The sequence below is a fragment of the Paramicrobacterium fandaimingii genome (assembly GCF_011751745.2).
GTDB lineage: Bacteria > Actinomycetota > Actinomycetes > Actinomycetales > Microbacteriaceae > Paramicrobacterium > Paramicrobacterium fandaimingii.
On the sequence record NZ_CP061170.1, the window covers coordinates 3,338,233 to 3,356,287 of the forward strand.

Genomic DNA, 18,055 nt, shown 5'->3' on the forward strand with positions numbered 1-18,055 from the left:
CCGCCATGCCTGGGATTAAAGGATCAGAAATCGAAGTCGTTGACGTTGTCCGCGTCGACTTCGATCGCGGCATCACCGACGTACACGTTGTCGAAGCCCTCAAGCTTCGTCAGCGACTCGTAGCCCTCGATTCCAAGGTCTGTGCCTTCCTCAATCTGCTCTCCGCTGGCAAGCAGCTCGGCAATCTTCAGCTGCGCTTTTCCGGCGAGCGCAGGGTCCCAGAAGAACGCCTTGTCGATTGATCCGTCCTCGAGATACTTTTTGGCGACAGACGGGATGCTGGTGCCCATCACGCAGACGCTGTCTTCAAGACCGGCCTCCTGAACGGCGCGGGCGATGCCGGCAGCGTCAGTTCCCGCTGAGCCTTGGAAGCCCTTGAGGTCGGGGTATTTTGCGAGCAGCTCCTTTGCGCGCTGGTAGGCGACGTTCTCGTCTTCCTTGCTCTCGATCGGGTCCTCGACGCGTTCCATGTCGGGGTACTCGGCCTCCTGCTTCTCCTGCGCCCCGCCAACCCACTCCATGTGGGTCTTCGCTGTGAGTCCGCCGACGAACGAGACGTACTGTCCCTCTTCGCCCATGCACTGAGCGAGGTTGTCCATGATCTGCGCGCCGTAGGCTTTGTTGTCGAAAGCTTCGATGTCGATGTCGGCGTTCTCGATGCCCGCGGCCTCGTGGGTGACGACGATGATCCCCTGATCCCGCGCCTGCTCAAGAACGGTCTCGAGCGCCTTTGGCGAGTTCGGAACAACGGTGATCGCCGTTGGCGCCTGAGGGATCAAGTCCTGAATGATCTGAATCTGCTTCTCGGGGCTCGCATCGTCTGCGCCCTCCTGACGAGCATCGATTCCTGACTCGTCTGCGAACTCATTGACGCCGATTTCCATCCGGTCGAACCAGCCGACGCCGGTGATCTTGACGACGGTCACCATCGTCATGTCTTCGGGCGATACGTCTCCGCCGTCGTCTGTTCCTCCTCCGCCGCCACCAACGGTTCCGCAGCCGGTGAGAGCGAGAAGGGCGACGGCCCCGAGCGCGAGGCCCGAGGCGAATTTGCGATGCATGTGCACTCCTTTGTGTGATATTCCCTCAACCTGGTGGGGTATCGGGATTAAATTACAGCCCTTCTGGAACCTAAATGCATCTGTGGCAATTTGTCAATCAAACGGCAATGTGTGAAATAACAACAATCTGGTAACGCGGTGGCGTCAGGTCAGCGAGCGGGGATGCACCTGACTTCGACGCCAGCCGCGCGAAATCCCGTGAGAGCCGGGTCGTCAGCGTCACCGTCCGTGACAAGCGCAGTGATCTCGCCAGGAGCCGCAACGTTCATCAGCTGAACGCGTCCGAGCTTTGACGCGTCAGCGACAACGATCACGCGGTCAGCGGTCTTCATCGCCGCCTTCTTCACAGCGCCCTCTTCGCCGTTGTAGTCGGAGAGTCCTCGCTTGCCATCGACTCCGGCAACCCCCATGACGAACACGTCGCAGTTGTACTGCGCAAACGAGGAAACCGACGGCGCGCCGATGAGGCTCAGCTCCCCTGGCCGCACCACCCCGCCCGTCATCACGATCTTCGTGTTTGGCTCATCGTGAAGCTCGAGCGCAACGAGGATGCTCGGCGTGATGATGGTGAGGCCAAGGCCGCGCCCCTTGATCGCGCGCGCCACGGCGAGCACCGTGCTTCCACTGTCGAGAACAACGGTCTCGCCCGGCTGCAGCAGCTCAACGGCGGCGGCGGCGATATGTGCCTTCTCGCGTGCTCCCATCAGCGCGCGCGAGGTGAATGTTGGCTCCGCCGCTTTTCCGCGCGAGGCGATTGCGCCACCGACGACGCGTCGAACGCTTCCCTTCTCCTCGAGCAGCTCAATGTCGCGTCGAATCGTCATCTCAGACACATCGAACTCCAGTGCGAGCGTGCGAAATTCGGCCTCTCCGTCTGCCAGAACTCGCTGCTCCACACGCGCACGCCGCTCCTGAGCATCCATCGCCATCGTTCTTTCCCTTCCGATCCTCAAACGCAGACCGTATCTTGTGTTAATTGTTCACTTGTGGTTAGGTTCTTGTGAATTCATACCATCGCCTCTGAATCAGAGTTGAAACGAGGAACAATGACCAATTGGCTTACCGACGTCTTTGCATCACCGAAACCCGTCGTGGGGATGCTTCATCTTTCCGCACTGCCCGGTGACCCAGGCTACGACTCCAACGCCGGTATCTCTGCCATCGTCGACCGCGCAAAGCGAGAGCTGGGTGCGCTTCAGAGCGGCGGCGTCGACGGGGTGCTGATCTCCAACGAGTTCAGCCTCCCCTACCTGACCGACACCGAACGGATCACCTCCGTGACAATGGCACGGGTCATCGGCGAGCTTAACCGAGACCTTGCGGTTCCCTACGGTGTCAACGTGCTGTGGGATGCTCGAGCGTCGATCGATCTTGCTGTCGCCACAGACGCGGCGTTCGTCCGTGAGATCTTCACGGGCGTCTATGCGAGCGACTTCGGTCTGTGGAACACGAATGTCGGCGAGGTAGCTCGTCATCGGCATCGCATCGGGGCCGCTAACGTCAAGCTGTTCTTCAACATCGTTCCGGAGTCCGCCGCGTACCTGGCGTCGCGCGACCTCTCTTCTGTCGCGCGCTCGACGGTGTTTGCAACGCTCCCCGATGCCCTCTGCGTCTCGGGTCTCACCGCAGGCGCGCCGACCGACACACAATCGGTGTCGATCGTGAAGCAGGCGGCGGGCGACGTCCCGGTTTTTGTGAACACGGGCGTGAAGGCCGAGAACGTTGCAGACCAGCTGTCGGTCGCCGACGGCGCCATCGTGGGAACGTATTTCAAGAAAGACGGAAGGTTCGAAAACTCTGCGGACCAGTCGCGCGTCGAGCAGCTCATGTCAGCCGCGCGGTCGTACCGGACGCAAGCCGCTGCGTAGCAGTGGAACGCAGACGCCGTCGTGCTCAGAGTCAGCGCGCTGTGTGTGGGCATCAGGCGAGCACCTCCGTCCATACGTCAACAGTGCGGCGCAGCATGGGCACGACGGCGTCATCGCGCATCTCGTGCGCGGGCATCACTTCAATGAACAGCGAGCTGTTCGGCCATTCACCCTCGGCCAGGGCCGCGGCGACACGCGTCGGGTTCACTCCGACGGCCGGGTCGGTCTCGTCGAAACCTGCGTGCATATCGGCATCCGGACGCGAGTACTGCAGCTGCAGCATTGGGTTGGTTTTCCAGCGCGTCTCAAACCACGGGGCAAGCGCATCGTCATCGTCGCGTGAGGCCATGGCGACAGGATGCCCCACGTCGAAGCAGAGCTGCCAGGGAACGGATGCTGTCGCCAGCGAGCTCTCAAGCGCCAGCGCGTTCTCGCGCACCGACCCCGGCTCACGCGAGACAGCCATGTTCTCGAACAGCAGCGTTGCCAGGCCCTCGTTTTCTGCGCGCTGCGACAGTCGCAGCATCCGATCGCGAAGCTCGTCCATTGCCCTTTCACGACGTGCGGGATCGCTCGCTGTCGGCACGGAGAGCGCCCCGATGTGCCCGCCAACGGATCGCACCCCGGCGATTCCACCCAGCACGATCAGGCTCTCGTACCACGCCTCGGCCGCATTACGTGCGTCTTCGTCGTCGTCCAAGAGAAGGCTCGTCGAGTACGCAGCGAGACCGGTGAAGATCGAGTCAAGCTCGACACCGGCCGTGTCGCATGTCGCCGCAAAGCGACGAACATACTCCCGCGACTCCGCCGATCGAGGGTCGGCGAGCGGCACGTTGTCAACGCTGAGCTGGCACACCTGTAGGCCGAGCTCCTCGCCGACGATGCACAGAATGTCATCGGGCCGCGTCCATCGTTTCACCGCGAAGCACGTGTTGATGCCAAGTGTCACTGACGCTGTCCTCCCTGACGCCCGCCGTTTTGTCCACCCTAGCTGAGATTTTCTCGCACAGCCTTGCTACCGTGTGAGGTTCTTGCACGTTTGTGATCGGAGCCACAGTGCACGCATCAATTGACGAAGACCTGCTCGCCATCGCTCGTGGTGCGGCCAAGGCCGGTGCCTTGATTCTCGACGACTCAGTGGGGGCGCACATCAGCGTCACGGCGAAGAGCGAGCTGGGCGACGTCGTCACCGATGTCGACCGTCGTGCCGAGCAGACCATTCGCAGTTACCTCAGCGCCCGCCGCCCAGACGACGCGATTACCGGCGAAGAATACGAGGCAACGGGCGGCGATGCCTCCCGCTATCGCTGGTCGATCGACCCGCTCGACGGCACGTCAAACTTCGTGACGGGCATCCCCTACTTCGGGTCGTCTGTCGCGGTGCAAGACGTCGCGACGGGGCGTTGGATCGCCGGGGTTGTCAACGCCCCTGTTCTGCGCCAGGAGTACTTCGCGCAGCAGGGCGTCGGCGCGTGGCTCCTGTCACGCGGAAGCACGGTGCAGCTCACCGGGCCCGACCCCGACGCCAAAACCGTGTTGTTCGGCACGGGGTTCTCGTACAGCAGCGACATGCGTGCTCGCCAGTTCGCCGAGCTCCCTCTCTATATGCAGAACTTCACAGACGTGCGAAGCGTCGGCTCGGCAGCGCTCGGACTCTGCATGGCGGCAGACGGCTCCACGAGCGCGTTCGTCGAGACCGATCTCTACGAGTTCGACTGGGCAGCAGGCGCTCTCATCGCCGAAGAGGCCGGGCTCACAGTGATACGCCCAGACGCACACCGTGGTGGCATCTGGGCGTATCCGGATCACATCCCGCTGACGATTCCCGACTAGGCGAAGAATCGCGATGCTCTGTTACCAGGGGTGCGCTTCGATCATGCGCTTCCGGGCAGAACCGCGGACGGGAACCACGTAACCGCGCCGGTAGGCCACCCACATGAACGCGGTGGTAGCCAGCACGCCGAATACCACGGCGTAGATGCTTGCCTCCGGCCCGAAGTCGCCTCCGGTGAGCAGTGCGGGGCCCGACGTCGTTGCGTCCAGCAGCCCCGTCGGAGCACCACTTCCCGAGAGCTCGGTGCTGAAGATGGCGCTCGCGGCGAGGTTCCAGCCGAAGTGCAGCCCAATCGGCACCCACAGCTTGCGGGTCGCGATGTACGCGGCGGTGAGCATTCCTCCGGCCTCGATCGCGATCGCGAGGGCCCCAACGAGCGTGGCGTTTGCGTTCAGCAGGTGAACAAGGCCAAAGAGCAGACCGACCAGCACCAGAGCGATCCACGTGCCCGTCCATTCTTCGACGATCCTAAAGAGGATGCCGCGGAAGATCAGCTCTTCGGACACCGCGGCACCTGCCATGAAGCCGAGCAGCCCGAGGGCGGTCGCGGGGTCTCCCAGGCCATTGATCGTGTAGTAGCCGCCGAGCGCGATGAGCGCAATGACGGCACCAAACAGCGCGATTCCCGCTGGAGCGCTCCAGCCAAGGGCAGGCGCAGCGGCCTTCAAGCCCACCTCCACCGGAGCACGATGCTCAGTGCGCCGGACGACCCAGGCATAGACGGCGATCGCCAAGACGCCCGTCGCCAGGCCGATGCCGAACGTCAACCACGGGTGCCCTCCAACCGCCGCACTGATCAGACGGGCAACGACAACGGCCGCGAGCACGGCAAGCAGCTGCCACAGCAGCCGCATGCCCACTCCCCAGCGTCGTCCTTCGGTGTGTTTCTGCTGCGGCGGGCGGGTGACCGCCGGGCTGTCGAGGTTATTCATCATCACTCCCAAGAGGGCCGATGATGCCGTGAACACCTGACGTGTCACTCCTAAGTACACCGACCTGTTTGTGTAACGTACAACACAAGCATCGGTAGCGCAACCTATGTACACCGATTGTTACCATGCGTGGCGCTATGAGTTCGAGCGAAAGTAGAGAACAGCCCCGCAGCGACGTGAGCGTGGCCCCGCTTACGCGGCGTTCGAGCCGCGGTCATCCGACAGTGCTGCCTTGAGGTCCACCGACGTGTCGTCGGCCAGAATCTCGAGCGTGCCCGCCTCGAACTCATCGAGCGCAATGCGCACAATGTCTTCGGGGCGGTGCTTCGGAATGTCGAAGGAACTCGTCATGTCGGTGTCTGTGCTGGCCATGAACATCGAACTCACCTGCGTTCCGGCACCCGCCAACTCAGCGCGCAGCCCATTCGTCATCGCCCATACCGCCGCCTTCGACGCGCCATACGAGTTTGAGTGATCGAGCGCGAGCCATGCCATCACAGACGACACATTCAGCATCGCGCCGCCGCCGTTTCTCGCGAGCACCGGAGCGAACGCGCGCACCATGTTGAGGGTGCCGAAGTAGTTCACCTCCATCTCCCGGCGAATGTCGTCGAGCGTGCCGTCGCTCAGTCGCGAAAGGGTCGAGACTCCGGCGTTGTTGATGAGAATGGATGCTGTCGACGCGACGCGTGCCGCCTCGGCGGTCTGCTCGGCATTCGTGATGTCGAGGGGCAACGCCTCGACGCCGTCAATGTCGATGTTCCGCGGGTCGCGCGCCCCCGCGAACACCCGCGCGCCGCGCGCCACGAGCTGTCGAGCGAACTCGCGCCCCAGGCCCCGGTTCGCTCCCGACACAATCGCTACTGCACCGTTGAGTGCCACCATTTCCCTTGTTCCTTTCGGTGTGATCTCGCCGGTTCCGCATCTGGTGCGGCGGCGACACACTCACCGTAGAATGTGACGCTAACGTCAGAGTCAAGTCCTGAGCAATCGTGGGCCGTCAGACCCCAGCTTCCGTGCCCGCGGCCTGCTCGTACCCGAGCTCGAGCAGAGCTGCCCGGAGCTTCTCCGCTGCGGCATCCAGCACCGACTCGTCTTTCTCAAGCGAGACGTTGGTGAAATCAAAATCAGACATGCTCCAGACCGGGGCGACGTGGATGTGCAGGTGCGGCACGTCGAAGCCGGCGATGACGACTCCGGCTCGCGGAGCATGCCACGCCCGCTGCACTCCTTTGCCAATTGCCTGAGCCACCTCCATGCACCGGCGCAGAGTGTCGCCGTCGGCATCCGTCCACTGGTCGACCTCGAGCCGCGGGACGACGAGCGTGTGACCTGGCTTCAATGGCGAGGTGCTGAGAAACGCTGTGACCTCGGGATCGTTCCAGACGAACCGCCCGGGGAGATCTCCGGCGATAATTCGCGAGAACAAGGTAGTCATAGATCAATGTCCTTTCGTTTTCACGAGCTGCGCTTTCACTCGAACGCACCGAAGCCGGTGGTGCGGGGAACAGTTTGGCGACTGAAACCGTTGACGCGATGGTGAGTGGCCGGAACTCCGGCGCTCCGGACGGAACGTTACAGTCACCGTAGATCATGATGCTAACGTCAGCGTCAATCCGCGACGAGAGGCGCTCTCGCAGAGAGGATCGGGCAGTGCTAAGCATCGGAGCAGTCGCCACCGCAGCAGGAGTCACCCCGCGCGTTGTTCGGTACTACGAGCAGAGCGGGCTGCTGGTCTCAGAACGCACCGCAGGGGGCCAGCGGCGGTACCCCGAGTCGGCCATCGAACGCGTCGAGTTCATTCAGCACCTCATTCGCGCGGGCCTCACGACTGAGGTCATTCGCGACCAACTTTCGTGCGTGAACTCGCGCATCGCAACGCCATACACCATCGCGAAGCTCACGGCGCAGCGCGAACACATCGCGCAGCGCGCCGGCGAGCTGATGCGCATGGAGCAGCGCCTCACCGACCTCATCGACTCGGCGCAGCGGACCATCGCCCCAGAGAATGAGGCTCACGAGTCGATTGGCGCATAGTCGCAACGCTACGCATTTTCGTTTATTTCGATTACACTGAGTGTATGACTGGATCAGCGACAGCTCGTCCGCGTACCTATTTACCTCCCGCGACTGAACAACGCCGCGAGGTGATTGACTTCGCCAGGATCCTCCGCACGAGCGAGCCAAGCCCCGGAGAACAGCGTACGGCGCAGCTCGTCGGACCCGATGGTCAGAAACGAGATGTTCCAGACGAGATCTTCGCGGTACTTGTGCAGGTTGCAAACGCTCTCGCACAGGGAAGCGGAGTGACTGTCGTCCCGAACCAAATGACACTCACGACGCAAGAAGCAGCAGATTTTCTCGGGATCTCACGCCCGACGCTGGTCACCTATTTGGAGCGCGGAGAGATTCCCTTCTCGCTTGTTGGCAGGCATCGCAGAGTGGAGCTCAAGAATGTCCTCGCGTTCAGCGAGAGACAGCAGTCACAAACACGAGCATCCCTGGCAGAAATCACGCGAACGACACAACAGATGGAACCTTTGCTCGCAGACGTAGAACTTCCGAGCCTCAAGCGGATGAGCGAGTTCGACGACTGAAATGTCATTCCCCGCACTACTCGACACGAATGTCTTGTATGGCGGATATCTTTGCGACTTTTTTCTCCGACTCGCAGAGCGACGAATCTACCGGCCACTCTGGTCGGAGGCGATCCTTGGGGAGCTGAGCAAGAATCTTCTGCTTCGGTTCGAAACCGCGGCAGTCGAACATCGACTCTCAAGTATGCGAGAGAGTTTCCCTGATGCCCTCGTGGCGGGATATGAATCACTTATCCCGGGGATGACCTGCGACGATAAAGACAGACATGTTCTTGCCGCAGCTATTCGGGGTGGCGCGCAAGTACTGGTCACCTTCAATCTCGACGACTTCCCGCCCGCATCGTTAGTCAGTCTCGACATTGAAGCGGTACACCCAGACCAGTTTCTCCTTGATCAGCTTGACCTATACCCGGGACAGGTGACAAGCGCACTCGCAGCCTGGTCCCGGGACTGCCAGAACCCGCACCTCTCGGCACCAGAGCTTCTCACCTTTCTCGTGAAATCAGGGGTGCCACAATTTGCGACCGAAGCGTTTCGCTATCTGGATTCCTGACAAAAGTCGCGACCGATACCTCAGCACCGATCGAGATGCATCACACCTCTACGCGGTCGAGCCTGATCGCGACCTCGAAGCTACGGCGCCACGGCAACGTCAGTGACGTGACCGTCCAGTCGCCACCCGGGAGGGTGTCGCGCAGCATCCGGTTCATGTCGTCACGAATGACCGAACGGGCGTGATCGACGCGCGAGTCGTCGGCGAGCGGGAAGCGGTCGGGGAAGAGATCCGCGCCCTTCTCGCTGCGGATCACCGCCTGGTACGCGTAGTCGTCGAGCAGACGCGTGAGCAGCGCCCGCCGCGACGCATCGGCATCGAAGCTGCCCGACGCACGCCCCGCCTCGCCCGCAACGCACAGTGCGATGACGCTGCCGATCGTGTTACCTGCGGTGTTCCAGGCGCCAAACGCCTCGAGGTGCTCGAGCAGCCCCGCGGCGGCGAGACGCGTGAGCAACTCGGCGTCTGCGCCGTTGGGAAACCGCACGTCGGCGAGCGCCACACGGCTGCCCTCATCGAGAGAGCGCCGCACCAGCTCGACGGTGGCGTCGGCGGCATCCAGGTCTGGCGTCTCGGGGTACCCGCGAAACATGTCGTGCCGCTCGGGGTCGGGCGCATGCAGCACCAGCACGATGTCGGCCTCGGACTCGGCGCGCTCCGCCCCGGCTGCGCGAATCTGCCGATCGACAGACTCACCGAGAGGACCGTTTTCGAACGGCGGTACCCGGTCGAACCCGCCCTCTTGCGCGGTGCGCGCGGCGAATGACGGGTGAATGCGATCGACCGACGCGATGGCGCGGGCGACGAGAGCGGCGCCCACTTCGTCTGCCCCGGGGTACATGAGCGCGTCCCGCGCGCCGGGAAGAAAGCGCATCCAGTGCCGCAGCCACACCTGCTCGGCCGAGCCGGCAGCGAACGTGGCTGTGTCGTCTGCCGTGATCGCGAGAAAGTCGATGGTGCCCTCGTTGCGCAGCAGCAGCGCGTTCATGTTCACCATGTGATTGCGCGCGCGGCGCGAGGCGTAGTCAGAGAGGATGCCGTCTGGCACGTCGATCAGCGAATCGAGCTGATCGGTGACCGTGCTGTCGAGCTGCTGGTGCAGGGCGCCGCCCAGCGTGTGCAGGTCTTTGCCGTAGTCCTTCCAGTACTCGGGCTCTTCGGCATTTGAGTACGAGTTGCTCGCGCGCATCACGAGGCTGACGGCGAAGATGGTGAGCTCGGGCCGCGACCGTTTGATCTCGCGCAGCACATCGAGCCGTGCAACGACGTCGCGCACCGAGTCGTGCGACGTTCGACTCGCGATCAGCCCTCCGTAGAGCAGCATGTCGATCGAGACGACAAGGTGCGTCGTGTTCGGGTCGCTCGCCCTCTCGCGCAGCCAGGCGGCGAGAGCATCCGTGTCGCCGGATTGCCGGTAGGCGGGCAGCATTGCCGTGTCGGGCACGTCGAGGGCGACGCCGGCGACGTTGGCGACGTCCCCGGGCAGCAGCACGTTGACGGGGCGATCGTCGAGGGGCAGCAGGGCGATTCGGCGGTCGGTGGAGTTCATTGCATCCTGTCTGGTCAGGTGGAAAGTCGGTTGATCGAGAGGTCGTACGAGTAGCGGTCGCCCCGGTAGAGCGACTCGGCGTACTCGATGGCGCGGCCGCGCTGGTCGAACGCGGTGCGCTGCACGTTGAACGCGGGCGAGAACGGCGGAACCCGCAGCAGCTCTGCCGTCGCCTCGTCGAGAACGACGGCGTGAATCGTCTGGTCGGCGCGCTCGGGGCGAATGCCGTAGCGGTCGCGCAGTTCGCGGTAAAGCGAGTCTTCGGTCATGCCGTTGGCGAGGCCGGGGACGAGGGCTGCGGGAACATAGGAGTGCTCGAGACACATGGGGCGACCGTCAGCCGTGCGCACGCGCATGATGTGCACGACCTCCTCGGCGGGGCTGAGGCCGAGGGCGAACCCGATGCGCCCTCCGGCACCCTCGAGGGTGATCTGCGTCTCCGACGACCCCGGCGTGAGGTCACGCGCGAGCATGTCTTCAGAGAACGAGTGAAACTCGAAGGTCTTGCTGATGCGCGGCTCGCTCACAAAGGTGCCCGCACCCTGGATGCGGTAGACGAGGTGGTCCTTCTCGAGATCATCGAGTGCCTTGCGAACGGTGACGCGTGTGACGCCGAGCGCCTCTGCCAGGTCGCGCTCGGTTGGCAGGCGCTCGTCGGGCTGCAGACCAGCGGAAATGAGATCGACGAGGTACTCACGCACCTGTGTGTGCTTTGTCTGACGCGCTGTCCCCGACACATCGGCTCCTTTGCAAAATGGTTATGACCAATCTTGACGTGCGAGGTACTTCTGTGTCAATATTCTCGACATCCGCTTTAATTGGTATATACCAGTTTACTCTCTGCCATAGCCAAAGATGGAAAGGGCACCATGAAGAACAGCTTCTTCACAACCTCACGCTCGCGCCGATTGGGCGCCATAGCGATCGCCACGACAGCAGCGCTCGCGCTGGCCGGATGCTCGGGAGGCGGTGAATCCGACGGCCCGACGACGCTCAAGTTCTCGTATCTCTGGTCTGGACCCGAGGCCAAGGTTCTCGAGACGATCATCGACGACTTCAACGCGAGTCAAGACGACATCGTCGTCAAGGGAGTTTCGAGCCCCGACCAGCAGAAGCAGCTCACATCGATGTCGTCGTCAAACGGCTCGTTCGACATCTCAGACAACTTCGGTGAGAACGTCGGCTCGTGGGCGGCGAAGGGCGTTCTCGCTCCGCTCGACGAGTACATCGAGTCGGAGGGCATCGACCTCGACGACTTTGCGCCGGCCGCGCTCGACCAGATGGAGCACGACGGCCAGACCTACGCCCTGCCCATCGCGGTGCACAGTTTCCAGTTGCTCTACAACAAGACGCTCCTCGACGAGGCAGGCGTCGAGCCGCCCACAACGATGGACGAGCTCGCGGATGCTGTTGAGAAGCTCACCGTCACCGACGACGCGGGCAAGATCACCCAGATCGGCATCGGCGACGCAAACACCACGACCACGCTCACCACAATGGGCTTCGCGTTTGGTGGATCGTGGAGCGACAAGAACGGCCCGACACCCACCGACGCCGGCAACATCGAGGCCGTCGACTGGTGGCAGAAGAACGTCGTCGACCTCGTCGGCGCCGACAATCTCGCCGACTTCAAGGCCGGCGAGGGCCAGTACCTCTCGGCAGAGGACTCGTTCTTCAGCGGCAAGGCCGCCATGATCATCGACGGTGAGTGGCGCTCAGCATCGGCTGGCGAGGTCGCGCCCGAGCTTGACTGGGGCGTCACCGCGATTCCGGCCGCAACACCTGAGCTCGAGAACGCAACGCAGGTCACCTCGAGCACGCTGTTCATCCCCACCAACTCCAAGCACAAGGATGAAGCCGCGCAGTTCCTCTCCTACCTGCTCTCCCCCGAGGTGATGGAGAAGTTCAGCCTCACACTCGGCAACTTGCCGGCCCGCACCTCGCTTCTCGACAGTGATGCGTACAGCGATCTGGAAAACTTCGAGGTCTGGGCCGACGCACTCACGAGCCCGAATGCCCAGTCTCTGGCGAGCGCGCCCTACAGCGCTGAATACGCCACAGATCTCGGCAATGCATTTGATGACGTCGTGCGCGGCAACTCGAATGCCGAGAAGGCGCTGGAGTACGTCACGACGCGCACCGAGAACTACACGAAGTGACCCGCTGATGTCGATGCTCACGAGGCGACGCCCTGAGGCCCGCTCGACGCGAAGGACGGAGGGCTCGAAGCATCCGCGGCGCAATCGCCGGTCGTTCTGGATCGGCGTGGCGTTCGCGTCGCCGTTCATCGTCGGATTCCTGGGGCTCTTCGCCTACCCCATCCTCGCGTCGGGCTATTACAGCTTCACGGACTTCAACCTCTTCCAGTCCCCGGACTGGGTCGGGCTCGACAACTACGAGCAGATGGCGAACGACGACGTGTTCTGGAAGTCACTCGCCAACACGCTCGTGCTCGCCGTCTTGGGTGTGCCCCTCACCATCGCCATCGCGCTGGGTGGGGCGCACCTGCTCAACACTCCCATCAAGGGGCAGCCGCTCTACCGAGCGGTCATCTACCTCCCCTCGATCATCCCCATCGTCGTCGGTGGCTATCTCTGGCGGTGGCTGCTCAACACGCAGTACGGCTTCGTCAACTACTTCCTCTCGTGGTTCGGCATCACGGGTCCGAGCTGGCTGCAAGAGCCGGACTGGACGAAGCCCGCGATCGTGCTGGTCGTGCTCTGGACGGTCGGCGGCACCATGATCATCTACCTCGCCGCGCTCAAGGATGTTCCGCACGAACTCTACGAGGCGGCATCCATTGATGGCGCCGGCCCGTGGCGCCGATTTCTCAACGTCACGTGGCCGACGGTGTCGCCCGTCACTCTCTTTCAGGTGATCGTGTGCCTCATCGCCTACTTGCAGATCTTCACCGAGCCCTACGTGCTCGCGCAGGAGCGGCTCAACAACATCAGCTCCGGCCCCGACCAGTCGATGCTGACGTATGCCATGTACCTCTACCAGAACGCGTTCGTGTACCTCAAGATGGGTTACGCCTCCGCCATGGCCTGGGTGCTGTTCATCGTCACGCTCATCGTCACGCTTGTCGTGCTGGCCTCGTCGAAACGGTGGGTGCACTATGGCTCTAAATAGCACGCAGATCATGACGGGTGCCGGCTCGCCGCGCGAGCTGCCGGTGGCCAAGCGCACGCCGAAGATGCTGCGCAGACTGCGCCAGCACGGCCTCATCATCGTGCTCGCCCTCGTGTTTCTCTTTCCCCTGCTCGTCATGGTCTCGACGGCGCTCAAGGCGCCGCAAGACGTCTTCAGCTCGCCGCCGAGCCTCATTCCCAGCGAGTGGACGTTCGACAACTTCACGAAGGCGTTCGAGCAGATTCCGGTGTGGCGCTACCTCGGCAACACCATGCTCGTCGCGGGGCTCAGCGTTCTCGGCACGGTGCTGGCATGTCCGCTCGTCGCCTACGCGCTCTCGAAAGTGAAGTGGGCCGGGGCGAAGCCGCTGTTCATCATGGTGCTCGCCACGATGATGCTGCCCCCGCAGGTGACGCTCATTCCGCTGTTCCTCATCTGGAACGGCCTCGGCGCCACGAACACGTATCTGCCGCTCGTCGTTCCGGCATTTCTCGGAACGCCGTTCTTCATCTTCCTCATTCGGCAGTTCCTCATGAATGTTCCAGACGACCTCCTCGAGGCGGCACGTCTCGACGGAGCATCCGAGCTGCGCACCTACGCCACAATCGTGCTGCCTATCGCCCGGCCGGCGATCGTCACCGCGGCGGTCTTCCAGTTCGTGTGGGCGTGGACCGACTTTCTCAACCCGCTCATCTACCTCAACGACGAATCGACGTACACCTTGTCTATCGGCCTCTACGCCTTCTTCGGCGAGAACGACGTCGCCTGGGGCCCGCTCATGGCTGCGTGCACCATGTTCACCCTCCCGGCGCTGATCATCTTCCTCATCGGCCAGAAGTTCTTCATCGGCGGCATCAGCGCAGGAGCCATCAAGTGACGGGCGGCGCCATCGCCCGACTGCAGCACGGTTTCATCGCCTCCGTGCAGGCAGACGACGGCAGTCCCCTGCGCGACAGCAACATGATCGCCGCCCTCGCCCACGCAACCGTGCTCGGTGGGGCCGACGGGTTGCGCATCAACAGCGCTGCCGACGTCCGAGCAGTCCGCGAGATCACGGACCTGCCGATCATCGGGCTGCACAAGGTGCATAACGGCATCCGTGACGTGATCACCCCTCTTGTCGAGCACGCGATCGAGCTCGCGAACGCCGGCGCCGACATCATCGCCCTCGACACCTCGCGCGAGCTGCGCGGCGGCGACCTGTCCATCATCGGTGCCGTCCGCGAGCTGACGGGGTTGCCCGTCATGGCCGACGTGTCGAACCTCGACGAAGGAGTCAGAGCATCGGATGCCGGTGCCGACGTCGTCGGCACCACGCTGTCGGGCTACACCCCGTACACCCGCGGCGATTCCGACGCCCCCGACTTCGCGCTCATCGAGCAGCTCGCCGCCCGCGGCATCCGTGTGATCGCGGAGGGCCGCCTGCGCACGCCAGCCGATGTCGTGCACGCGCTCGAACTCGGAGCCTATGCCGCGGTGGTGGGCCGCGCCCTCACCGACCCCCTCGTCACGTCCTCACGGTATGCGAAGGCGGTCGCCGCTAGCGGGGCTCACCAACATCGATGACGACTTTGCCGCGAACTCCGCCGCGCTCAAGCTGAGCGTGGGCTTCGGCGATCCTTTCCAACGGGAACACAGAATCGACGACCGGCTTCAGGCGTCCTGCATCAGCGGCCTGAGCGAGCGTCGTGAAGAGCACCCCATTGGGATGCCCGAGGAACAAACGGACCCGTCGGGAAGCATGGATGGCAGAGACGGCGATGTACCCGAGGCTTCTCAGTGGACTGTCAATGTCGAAGGCGATCGTGATCATCCGACCCCCGCGAGCGAGGAGCCGACGAAAGTCTCGCAGCCTCGTCCCTCGGGTGTCGAACACGACGTCGAACTCACCCAGCTCGTCGGGCGGCGTGTGGTAGTCCACGATCTCATCTGCGCCGAGACTGCGCACGAAGTCGGCGGTCGCGAGGCTCGCTAACCCAGTGACGTGGGCGCCAAGCATTTTCGCAACCTGCACGGCGACGCTGCCGACTCCGCCAGCGGCCCCGCGGATGAGCACGCGCTCGCCCGAGGCGAGTGAGACGGTGTCTCGCAACGCCACCAGCGCGGTGTTTCCACCGGCGAGAAGCGACGACGCTTCGATCGGGGTGAGGTGCGCTGGCGCGTGTGAGAGCTGCGTCACGTCGACAGCCACGTACTCCGCGGCCGCGCCGGCATCACCTCGCTCGTCGACGGCGCCCCACACCGCGTCGCCGATCTCGAACTCCGAAACGTCGGTGCCGAGCGCGACGATTTCGCCGGCGAGGTCGATTCCGATCTGTCGCGGGAATCGCCTCCCCGTGATGAGCTTCAGGCGCCCTTGACGCCCGATCACCTCACCGCCGTTGACCGTTGATGCGCGCACCCGCACGAGCAGCTGCCCCGAGCCCGGCGCGGGCCGAGGCGCCGTGGAGACGTGTAGAACTTCGGGTGGACCGTATCGGTCGTGCACGGCAACGCGCATGCTCTGGTTCATCGGGAGCTCTCTTCTCATGTCGTTGTCGATGCTAGATTGCAAAACGGGCATGACCACCTGCTTTTCGCAAAGTGGGATGAAGTCACCTGCCGATCTCTCAGAACAGGAGCCACATGTCGCCGCGCACGGCCAGAAAGGATGCCGCGCAGAACAGAGTGCGGATCATCGACGCTGCGCGCGTCGCTTTTCGCGAATACGGCCCGGCCGCTCCGGTGACCACGATTGCGCGCATCGCGGGCGTGGGTACGGCGACGCTCTACCGGCACTTTCCCTCTCGCGACGATCTGCTCACTGCGATGCTCGGCGACCAGGCGCGCCACCGCATCGCCGTGCTCGACGACGCGGTCGCGGATGCTGATCCCTGGCGCGGGTTCGTGACGGCACTCGAAACCGTGGTGCAGCTCGAGATCGAAAATCCCGGGTTATCCGACGCGATCCGCGCTCAGAGCCACACGATCCCGGTGTACGAAGAGCTGCAACTGAAAGCCGTCCGAAACCTCACGACTCTTGTTGCGCGGCTGCGCAATGCCGGAATTGTGCGTCCTGAGTTCGAGGTCGCCGACGTGTTGCTAATCCTCGCGGCGCTGAACGGCATCACCAGCGCCGACCCGCGCCATGCGCTCTCTCGGACGCGCACGTTCATCGACCACCTCGCGCACGGCATCAAACGGTCGACGTGACGTCTGACTGAGCGCGAAGCACCCACGACGCAGCGAAGCCGAGCACTTTCGTGAGCGTCTCGCCTCGTACCCGGCTCCAGTAGAGATTCGCTCAGTAAGATGGCTCGCGATGAGCGCGAACGAGGTTCGTGCGTTGCAACGTTGATGTGCACAATCGAGAATCTAGGCGGCCGTGAAGGGCCGAGAACGGATGTCCCGTGCGAAGTGACATTGATGCCGTGGTCTTCGACTGCGATGGGGTCCTCGTCGACAGCGAAGTCCTCTCGCTGAAGATCGGGCAGAAGGTCCTCGCCGACCTGGGCTGGGAGGCCGACCTCCCCACGCTCGTCGAGTCGTTCATGGGATGCTCCCACGAGCACTACATCGCAGAAGTCGAGAGAAACCTCGGGCGCACGCTCGCCGCCGACTGGGCCGACCCGTACGAGCCGTGGTACGAGAAGGCATTCGCCGAAGACCTTCGAGAAATCCGGGGAATCTCACACGCCCTCGATCGCATTGATCTCCCCACGGCGGTCGCGTCCAACAGCCGACACGAGCGAATCCGGTCGTCGCTGACAACCGTCGGGCTCTTCGACCGATTCGCCGGGCGCATCAGCAGCGCCGAAGACGTGCCGAACGGCAAGCCTGCACCCGACGTATACCTCAGGGCCGCCGAGACGCTCGGCGTGGCACCGGATCGCTGCATCGCCGTCGAAGACAGCCGGTTCGGCGTGCAAGCCGCACGCGCAGCGGGCATGACGGTCCTCGCGTACGAGACCGACATGACGCCCGCAGGCTGGTTCGACAGACCAGACATCACGGTCTTCCGGTCGATGGCGGACCTCCCGCCCCTCGTCGACGAGCTATCCCGCTGAAGGGCGATTTCCAGCTTGCGACATTGCGCGCCGCCGGCTATTGAGCACCGCCCCGCTCGGATATCCCTAAGGGCTGACGCACTAGGCAAGCCCTAGCGACACCGGTGATACTCCAATGCCAACAATTAGATTGCTGCTGACGCCGCATCCACTCGAGCTCAGGGCACTTTCAGGCAAAGCACCGGGTGAATTGCATTCAAGACGGTCTTTTGTCCAGCTAGCTCGGCGCAGTCCGCGTATAACCAGCTGTCAATCAAGAACGCCGCTTTCACGAGCGTCCTGACACACGGGCCCCGTAGTCTGGCCGCATATTCCCGCCAAGTCGTAATGCGGGTCAACTATGGACGCGTCGTCATACCCCATTGATGCAGGCCAGGTCTTCACTGCCGATACCCATTCTTCGACAGACTCACATGTACTAGCCGACTCAATCAGGAGATCCTCTCCACCATCGTTCAATTCGAACGCATCTGCCGCGCCTTT

20 protein-coding genes are annotated in these 18,055 nt (G+C 63.2%); 11 read left to right on the forward strand and 9 right to left on the reverse strand.

Annotation, left to right across the window (positions count from 1 at the left end; translation table 11 throughout):
* Positions 1 to 23: 23 nt before the first annotated feature.
* Both HCR84_RS16095 and HCR84_RS16100 read right to left on the reverse strand, forming a co-directional pair.
* Entirely contained in the window at positions 24 to 1,061 is a 1,038-nt protein-coding gene (locus tag HCR84_RS16095) for an autoinducer 2 ABC transporter substrate-binding protein (protein ID WP_166979357.1), read from the reverse strand.
* A gap of 149 nt (positions 1,062 to 1,210) precedes the next feature.
* Entirely contained in the window at positions 1,211 to 1,990 is a 780-nt protein-coding gene (locus HCR84_RS16100; RefSeq protein ID WP_166979355.1) for a DeoR/GlpR family DNA-binding transcription regulator, read from the reverse strand.
* A 117-nt stretch (positions 1,991 to 2,107) separates the two neighbouring features.
* Between HCR84_RS16100 and HCR84_RS16105 the strand changes: the two genes are divergently transcribed.
* Positions 2,108 to 2,929 carry a BtpA/SgcQ family protein gene (locus tag HCR84_RS16105; protein ID WP_166979353.1) on the forward strand — a complete coding sequence of 274 codons (822 nt, stop codon included), beginning with the start codon at positions 2,108 to 2,110 and terminating at the stop codon, positions 2,927 to 2,929.
* Positions 2,930 to 2,981: 52 nt separating this feature from the next.
* On the opposite strand, the gene HCR84_RS16110 is transcribed toward HCR84_RS16105, so the two are convergent.
* Entirely contained in the window at positions 2,982 to 3,878 is an 897-nt protein-coding gene (locus HCR84_RS16110; RefSeq protein WP_166979351.1) for a TIM barrel protein, read from the reverse strand.
* A 107-nt stretch (positions 3,879 to 3,985) separates the two neighbouring features.
* On the opposite strand from HCR84_RS16110, the gene HCR84_RS16115 reads away from it, so the two are divergent.
* Complete coding sequence (locus tag HCR84_RS16115) at positions 3,986 to 4,762, forward strand: inositol monophosphatase family protein (RefSeq protein WP_166979349.1); 777 nt, start codon at positions 3,986 to 3,988, stop codon at positions 4,760 to 4,762.
* Between the two features lie 21 nt (positions 4,763 to 4,783).
* On the opposite strand, the gene HCR84_RS16120 is transcribed toward HCR84_RS16115, so the two are convergent.
* The 3 genes from HCR84_RS16120 to HCR84_RS16130 all read right to left on the reverse strand — a co-directional run bounded on the left by HCR84_RS16120 (position 4,784) and on the right by HCR84_RS16130 (position 7,133).
* Positions 4,784 to 5,698, reverse strand: coding sequence for a CPBP family intramembrane glutamic endopeptidase (locus HCR84_RS16120; RefSeq protein WP_244972517.1), 915 nt, complete (start codon positions 5,696 to 5,698; stop codon positions 4,784 to 4,786).
* Between the two features lie 189 nt (positions 5,699 to 5,887).
* Positions 5,888 to 6,580, reverse strand: a complete 693-nt coding sequence (locus HCR84_RS16125) for an SDR family oxidoreductase (protein WP_218043589.1) — start codon at positions 6,578 to 6,580, stop codon at positions 5,888 to 5,890.
* Between the two features lie 115 nt (positions 6,581 to 6,695).
* Positions 6,696 to 7,133: an HIT family protein gene (locus HCR84_RS16130; protein ID WP_166979348.1), complete on the reverse strand. Its 438-nt coding sequence runs from the start codon at positions 7,131 to 7,133 to the stop codon at positions 6,696 to 6,698.
* Positions 7,134 to 7,348: 215 nt separating this feature from the next.
* Between HCR84_RS16130 and HCR84_RS16135 the strand changes: the two genes are divergently transcribed.
* The 3 genes from HCR84_RS16135 to HCR84_RS16145 are packed head-to-tail and all read left to right on the forward strand — an operon-like array spanning position 7,349 to position 8,845.
* Positions 7,349 to 7,732, forward strand: a complete 384-nt coding sequence (locus HCR84_RS16135) for a MerR family transcriptional regulator (RefSeq protein WP_166979346.1) — start codon at positions 7,349 to 7,351, stop codon at positions 7,730 to 7,732.
* Positions 7,733 to 7,776: 44 nt separating this feature from the next.
* On the forward strand, positions 7,777 to 8,292 hold the full coding sequence (locus tag HCR84_RS16140) for a helix-turn-helix domain-containing protein (protein ID WP_166979344.1): 516 nt from the start codon (positions 7,777 to 7,779) through the stop codon (positions 8,290 to 8,292).
* Position 8,293: 1 nt separating this feature from the next.
* Positions 8,294 to 8,845 (forward strand): PIN domain-containing protein, encoded by a 552-nt coding sequence (locus tag HCR84_RS16145; protein WP_166979342.1) that lies wholly within the window; start codon positions 8,294 to 8,296, stop codon positions 8,843 to 8,845.
* 40 nt (positions 8,846 to 8,885) lie between these two features.
* Here HCR84_RS16145 and HCR84_RS16150 read toward each other — a convergent pair whose 3' ends face one another.
* Positions 8,886 to 10,394 (reverse strand): DUF4127 family protein, encoded by a 1,509-nt coding sequence (locus tag HCR84_RS16150; RefSeq protein WP_166979340.1) that lies wholly within the window; start codon positions 10,392 to 10,394, stop codon positions 8,886 to 8,888.
* A gap of 14 nt (positions 10,395 to 10,408) precedes the next feature.
* Positions 10,409 to 11,131, reverse strand: coding sequence for a GntR family transcriptional regulator (locus HCR84_RS16155; protein ID WP_166979338.1), 723 nt, complete (start codon positions 11,129 to 11,131; stop codon positions 10,409 to 10,411).
* Between the two features lie 132 nt (positions 11,132 to 11,263).
* On the opposite strand from HCR84_RS16155, the gene HCR84_RS16160 reads away from it, so the two are divergent.
* From HCR84_RS16160 to HCR84_RS16175, 4 genes are read left to right on the forward strand one after another with little or no spacing between them, the layout of a single operon-like run.
* Positions 11,264 to 12,553 (forward strand): ABC transporter substrate-binding protein, encoded by a 1,290-nt coding sequence (locus tag HCR84_RS16160; protein ID WP_166979336.1) that lies wholly within the window; start codon positions 11,264 to 11,266, stop codon positions 12,551 to 12,553.
* A 7-nt stretch (positions 12,554 to 12,560) separates the two neighbouring features.
* Positions 12,561 to 13,526, forward strand: coding sequence for a carbohydrate ABC transporter permease (locus HCR84_RS16165; protein WP_244972518.1), 966 nt, complete (start codon positions 12,561 to 12,563; stop codon positions 13,524 to 13,526).
* On the forward strand, positions 13,513 to 14,403 hold the full coding sequence (locus HCR84_RS16170; protein WP_166979334.1) for a carbohydrate ABC transporter permease: 891 nt from the start codon (positions 13,513 to 13,515) through the stop codon (positions 14,401 to 14,403). The genes HCR84_RS16165 and HCR84_RS16170 overlap by 14 nt, the downstream gene beginning before the upstream one ends.
* Positions 14,400 to 15,092, forward strand: coding sequence for an N-acetylmannosamine-6-phosphate 2-epimerase (locus tag HCR84_RS16175; RefSeq protein WP_166979332.1), 693 nt, complete (start codon positions 14,400 to 14,402; stop codon positions 15,090 to 15,092). Before HCR84_RS16170 ends, HCR84_RS16175 begins: the two co-directional genes overlap by 4 nt.
* Here HCR84_RS16175 and HCR84_RS16180 read toward each other — a convergent pair.
* Positions 15,067 to 16,056, reverse strand: coding sequence for an NAD(P)-dependent alcohol dehydrogenase (locus HCR84_RS16180; RefSeq protein WP_244972519.1), 990 nt, complete (start codon positions 16,054 to 16,056; stop codon positions 15,067 to 15,069). The genes HCR84_RS16175 and HCR84_RS16180 overlap by 26 nt on opposite strands.
* A gap of 95 nt (positions 16,057 to 16,151) precedes the next feature.
* Between HCR84_RS16180 and HCR84_RS16185 the strand changes: the two genes are divergently transcribed.
* Both HCR84_RS16185 and HCR84_RS16190 read left to right on the forward strand, forming a co-directional pair.
* Complete coding sequence (locus tag HCR84_RS16185; protein WP_166979330.1) at positions 16,152 to 16,718, forward strand: TetR/AcrR family transcriptional regulator; 567 nt, start codon at positions 16,152 to 16,154, stop codon at positions 16,716 to 16,718.
* A 197-nt stretch (positions 16,719 to 16,915) separates the two neighbouring features.
* The gene (locus HCR84_RS16190) at positions 16,916 to 17,572 is read left to right on the forward strand and encodes an HAD family hydrolase (RefSeq protein ID WP_166979328.1); all 657 of its coding nucleotides are present in this window, start codon (positions 16,916 to 16,918) and stop codon (positions 17,570 to 17,572) included.
* Positions 17,573 to 18,055 lie beyond the last annotated feature (483 nt).

What these genes read in the sequence shown, in the direction of transcription:
- HCR84_RS16095 (WP_166979357.1), bottom strand. Translation starts at nt 1,061, where the DNA reads ATGCATCGCAAATTCGCCTCGGGCCTCGCGCTCGGGGCCGTCGCCCTT.
- HCR84_RS16100 (WP_166979355.1), bottom strand. Translation starts at nt 1,990, where the DNA reads ATGGCGATGGATGCTCAGGAGCGGCGTGCGCGTGTGGAGCAGCGAGTT.
- HCR84_RS16105 (WP_166979353.1), top strand. Translation starts at nt 2,108, where the DNA reads ATGACCAATTGGCTTACCGACGTCTTTGCATCACCGAAACCCGTCGTG.
- HCR84_RS16120 (WP_244972517.1), bottom strand. Translation starts at nt 5,698, where the DNA reads ATGATGAATAACCTCGACAGCCCGGCGGTCACCCGCCCGCCGCAGCAG.
- HCR84_RS16125 (WP_218043589.1), bottom strand. Translation starts at nt 6,580, where the DNA reads ATGGTGGCACTCAACGGTGCAGTAGCGATTGTGTCGGGAGCGAACCGG.
- HCR84_RS16130 (WP_166979348.1), bottom strand. Translation starts at nt 7,133, where the DNA reads ATGACTACCTTGTTCTCGCGAATTATCGCCGGAGATCTCCCCGGGCGG.
- HCR84_RS16140 (WP_166979344.1), top strand. Translation starts at nt 7,777, where the DNA reads ATGACTGGATCAGCGACAGCTCGTCCGCGTACCTATTTACCTCCCGCG.
- HCR84_RS16145 (WP_166979342.1), top strand. Translation starts at nt 8,294, where the DNA reads ATGTCATTCCCCGCACTACTCGACACGAATGTCTTGTATGGCGGATAT.
- HCR84_RS16150 (WP_166979340.1), bottom strand. Translation starts at nt 10,394, where the DNA reads ATGAACTCCACCGACCGCCGAATCGCCCTGCTGCCCCTCGACGATCGC.
- HCR84_RS16160 (WP_166979336.1), top strand. Translation starts at nt 11,264, where the DNA reads ATGAAGAACAGCTTCTTCACAACCTCACGCTCGCGCCGATTGGGCGCC.
- HCR84_RS16165 (WP_244972518.1), top strand. Translation starts at nt 12,561, where the DNA reads ATGTCGATGCTCACGAGGCGACGCCCTGAGGCCCGCTCGACGCGAAGG.
- HCR84_RS16170 (WP_166979334.1), top strand. Translation starts at nt 13,513, where the DNA reads ATGGCTCTAAATAGCACGCAGATCATGACGGGTGCCGGCTCGCCGCGC.
- HCR84_RS16180 (WP_244972519.1), bottom strand. Translation starts at nt 16,056, where the DNA reads ATGAGAAGAGAGCTCCCGATGAACCAGAGCATGCGCGTTGCCGTGCAC.
- HCR84_RS16185 (WP_166979330.1), top strand. Translation starts at nt 16,152, where the DNA reads ATGTCGCCGCGCACGGCCAGAAAGGATGCCGCGCAGAACAGAGTGCGG.